Source organism: Phenylobacterium sp., assembly GCF_016793225.1.
Classification (GTDB): Bacteria; Pseudomonadota; Alphaproteobacteria; order Caulobacterales; family Caulobacteraceae; genus Phenylobacterium.
Genome location: NZ_JAEUMN010000014.1, coordinates 1 through 3,474, shown reverse-complemented (window position 1 = coordinate 3,474; position 3,474 = coordinate 1). Strand labels below are relative to the sequence as shown.

Annotated in this window: 5 protein-coding genes and 1 pseudogene; 5 read left to right on the top strand and 1 reads right to left on the bottom strand. The window is 69.1% G+C overall.

Going from position 1 to position 3,474, the window contains the following annotated elements:
- Positions 1-389, top strand: a 389-nt coding sequence (locus JNK30_RS01310) for a hypothetical protein (RefSeq protein WP_293479456.1), incomplete at its 5' end; no start/stop codon positions are given.
- A gap of 128 nt (positions 390-517) precedes the next feature.
- Here JNK30_RS01310 and JNK30_RS01305 read toward each other — a convergent pair.
- Positions 518-1,189: a metalloregulator ArsR/SmtB family transcription factor gene (locus tag JNK30_RS01305; RefSeq protein ID WP_293479454.1), complete on the bottom strand. Its 672-nt coding sequence runs from the start codon at positions 1,187-1,189 to the stop codon at positions 518-520.
- Positions 1,190-1,263: 74 nt separating this feature from the next.
- Here JNK30_RS01305 and JNK30_RS01300 point away from each other — a divergent pair, with 74 nt between their 5' ends.
- The 4 genes and pseudogenes from JNK30_RS01300 to JNK30_RS01285 form a co-directional block, all read left to right on the top strand.
- Positions 1,264-1,896 (top strand): class I SAM-dependent methyltransferase, encoded by a 633-nt coding sequence (locus tag JNK30_RS01300; RefSeq protein ID WP_293479453.1) that lies wholly within the window; start codon positions 1,264-1,266, stop codon positions 1,894-1,896.
- Positions 1,893-2,723 carry a nucleoside phosphorylase gene (locus JNK30_RS01295; RefSeq protein WP_293479451.1) on the top strand — a complete coding sequence of 277 codons (831 nt, stop codon included), beginning with the start codon at positions 1,893-1,895 and terminating at the stop codon, positions 2,721-2,723. The genes JNK30_RS01300 and JNK30_RS01295 overlap by 4 nt, the downstream gene beginning before the upstream one ends.
- Positions 2,724-2,763: 40 nt before the next feature.
- Positions 2,764-3,150 (top strand): GFA family protein, encoded by a 387-nt coding sequence (locus tag JNK30_RS01290; protein ID WP_293479449.1) that lies wholly within the window; start codon positions 2,764-2,766, stop codon positions 3,148-3,150.
- Positions 3,150-3,474 (top strand): annotated as a pseudogene (locus tag JNK30_RS01285) (hypothetical protein); the annotation flags it as partial. The gene JNK30_RS01290 and the pseudogene JNK30_RS01285, both read left to right, overlap by 1 nt.

The window sequence follows — 3,474 nt, the reverse complement described above, 5'->3', positions numbered from 1 at the left end:
CCGACATTGCACAAAAGCCGGCCGAATGGACCTCTGAGGACGTGGTCCATGTCGCCCGGCTAGTGCCCGGACAGTCCGATTGGGTATGGGGAGATGAGACCCTCCCTACGTTCGTCGGCCACTTCGAACAGACCGGCTGGTTTCCCACTCCCACGTGGAAAGTCGATCCTGGCGTTGACGCGTTCTTCGCCCACACTCGATCTGTTCGAACCCGGCCCAAGACGCCAGCGATCCTGATAACCAAGGCGGTCTACGACGGGTACAAGGCCGCAAAGCCGAACGCTTCGGGCATCGTCAACGGATGGTGGAAGCGTGTGCACGTGCAGGTGCCGGGCAACACCCAGCCGATCTACGGCGGCGACGTGCACTGGACGAACTTCAAGTCATAGCTCTGGCCTAGCGTGACTTTGGGGGAAGGGGTGAACCGAAGCGACCTCGCTTGTGCCACGAGCGGCCGCAGTTGAACGTCTGCTTTCCGCGCCGATGTCAAAGTCGCCTTGTGGCGCATCCCAGACGACTATTCAGCCTGCATAACACTCGCGGTTACCACCGTGCGTCCCGCCCGACGCCATTCGGGCAGCCCGCCGTCCAGTCGCCGTGCGAGGCGCCCGCGGGTCCGCAGTAAGCTGACCGCCTGGAACGCCAGGACGCACCAAGGGCCACGGCAGTAGGCGACGATCTCGCGGTCGGCGGGCAACGCCGCGAGAGCGTCCGAAAGGTCCGCGAGCGGGACGTTCAGCGCACCCGGCAGATGGCCGTCCGCGAACTCATCGGGCGGCCGGACGTCCAGCAACGTCACCAGCCCGTCGGCGAGCTTCCGCTCCAGCTCGGCAAAGCTCACCTCCTCGAGGCGGTCGCGGGCATGGAAGTAGTCCTCGATCACCGCCTGCGCCTGGGCGGTGTGGCGCTCGGCGACCTGGCGGAGCGCAGCCAGGAGGTCGTGGACGTCGTCCGACGCGAGCCGGTAGACGATCTGCTTTCCGCGCCGCTCGGCTTCGACAAGGCCGACGCGCTTCAGCGCCTGAAGGTGCTGGGAGGCGTTGGCGAAGCTGAGGTCGGCCTTGAGGGCCAGCGCTTCCACAGGCTTCTCGCCCTGGGCCAGATGCTCCAGGAGGTCGAGGCGATGCGGGTTCCCCAGCGCGCGCGCCACCGCCGCGAACGCGGTGAAGAGCTGGATTTTCGGCGACATTCGTCCAGGCCGTTTACATTCAAGAGAGTTCTTGAATATCATGAACCGCTTCCCTCGAACAATGGCGAGCGGCAATGGCCGAGACCCACAGGTCGCACTGGGAGACCGTCTATGGCGAGAAGCGCGTCGACGGCGTCAGCTGGTTCGAGGCCAAGCCGGCGCGCTCGCTGGCCCTGATCGAATCCCTCGACGTCGCGCTCGACGACGCCATCATCGATGTCGGGGGCGGCGCGTCCCTACTGGTGGACGAGCTCCTGCGGCGCGGGTTCCGGGACCTCAGCGTCCTCGACATCGCAATCAATCCCCTCGCGCTCGCGAGGGCGCGCCTCGGGACCCGCGCGGCGGAGGTGAGCTGGCTCGTCGAGGACGTGACCCTGTGGCAGCCGCCGCGCGACCGCTACGCCCTCTGGCATGACCGGGCCGTGTTCCACTTCCTGATCGAGGCGGCCGACCGCCAGGCCTATATGCGGGCCGTGACACGGGGACTGCGCCCGGGCGCTCATCTGATCCTTGCGACCTTCGCTCCGTCCGGACCGGAACGCTGCAGCGGCCTTCCCGTCCAGCGATACGATAGCGGCGAGCTGGCGGCGGCTGTTGGCCCGGCGTTCGAACTCATCAGAAGCGAGGTGGCGGCGCATCTCACGCCGTCCGGGGCGACGCAGGACTTCACCTGGTGCGTCTTCCAGAAGCGGGATCGCCCGTCGTGACCGAAGCCGTGCCGCCTCCGATCGTTCGCAGGAGAGCCCATGCAGCGCCGTCGGTCTTCCAGCCGCAGAACCTCCTGCGCGAAGCCCGCCGCCAGAAGGGGCTCGCGGTTGTGGCCATGCCTCAGGTCTGCGTGCTGGATCCTGACGGCGACCTGGTGCGCAGGCTTACCCACGCTGGGCGGGCTCACCGCGACCCGTCGTGGGCCTGCTACCACACGGACCTCCACCGCACGCAGCTCGGCGGGCGCGAGATCGGCATCGTGGGCTGCGCGGTCGGCGCCGCGTTCGCCGTGCTGGTCGCCGAGCAGCTCTTCGCCTCGGGCTGCGAGCTGCTGATCAGTGTGACCTCCGCGGGCCAGCTCGCCGCTAAGGGCGCGCCGCCCTATTTCGTGCTGATCGAGAAGGCCCTGCGCGACGAGGGTGTGAGCTACCACTATCTGCCGCCGGGCGACTTCAGCGCCGCACCCCTGCACCTGCTGCAGGCGTTGGAGGGCGCGTTCGACGGGCTGACCCAGACGGTCCACGTCGGCGCCGTCTGGACGACCGACGCGCCTTTCCGCGAGACTGCGGACGACATCGCCGCCATGGTCGCGCGCGGCCTTGTCGCCGTCGAGATGGAGGCCGCCGGCCTCTACGCAATGGCGCAGGCGCGAGGGCGCGACGTGGTTTGCTTCGCCCATGTGACCAACCAGATGGGGCAGGCCGGGGATTTCGAGAAGGGTGAGGCGGACGGCGTTACGGACAGCCTTGCGGTAATCCAAGCCACGATCGCCAGCGTGCAAGCGCTGGGTGCGGCGCGAGTCGACGAGCGCGCCCAGCAGCGCTGAGCGGGCGACCGGCAGCGACAAGGACAGGGGGGGACGGCCGGTGAAGGCGAAGTGGGAGGGCGGATGCCTTTGCGGCGCGGTGCGTTTTCGCGCCACGGGTCAGCCCCAGTGGGTCGCCTGGTGCCATTGCGAGAGCTGCCGCCGGCACAGCGGCGGGCCGGTCTCGGTGTTCGTGGCGTTTCCCGACGCGGACGTGGAGACCACACACGGGTCGGTCGCGACGTTCCGCTCGTCGCCCCGCACCGTGCGGGGCTTCTGCGCGACGTGCGGTTCGACACTTACCTGCCAGGGCGACGCGCGGCCGGGCGAGCTGCACATCCATGTCGGCGCGTTCGACGACGCGCCGACGCTTGCGCCCAGCTTCCACATCTACCCGGAGGAGCGCCTCCCCTGGCTCTGCCTCGCCGAGCCTGTGCAGACCGCGTGATGGAGGGCTCCGCCACCGCCGAGCTCCTCGTTCGAGGGGCCGCCATCGGCATATTCGCCCTGCTGGCCGTCCGGATCGGGGTGGGCGCGCGAACGTCCGCGCGCGTAACGGGCGCGCTGTTCGCCCTGGCGGCCGGCGCGCACACGATCACCCAGTCGGCCCCCGCCATGCAGCTCCTCGGGTACGCCAACGCCGCGCCCTGGGCGCTTTCGGTGATGGGCGCTGGCCTCTTCTGGGCCTTCGCCATGGAGCTGTTCGGCGACCACGGCCGGCTCTCGCCGATCCGGCTCGCGCCGGCTGCGGCGCTTCTCGCCGTCGGCGTCG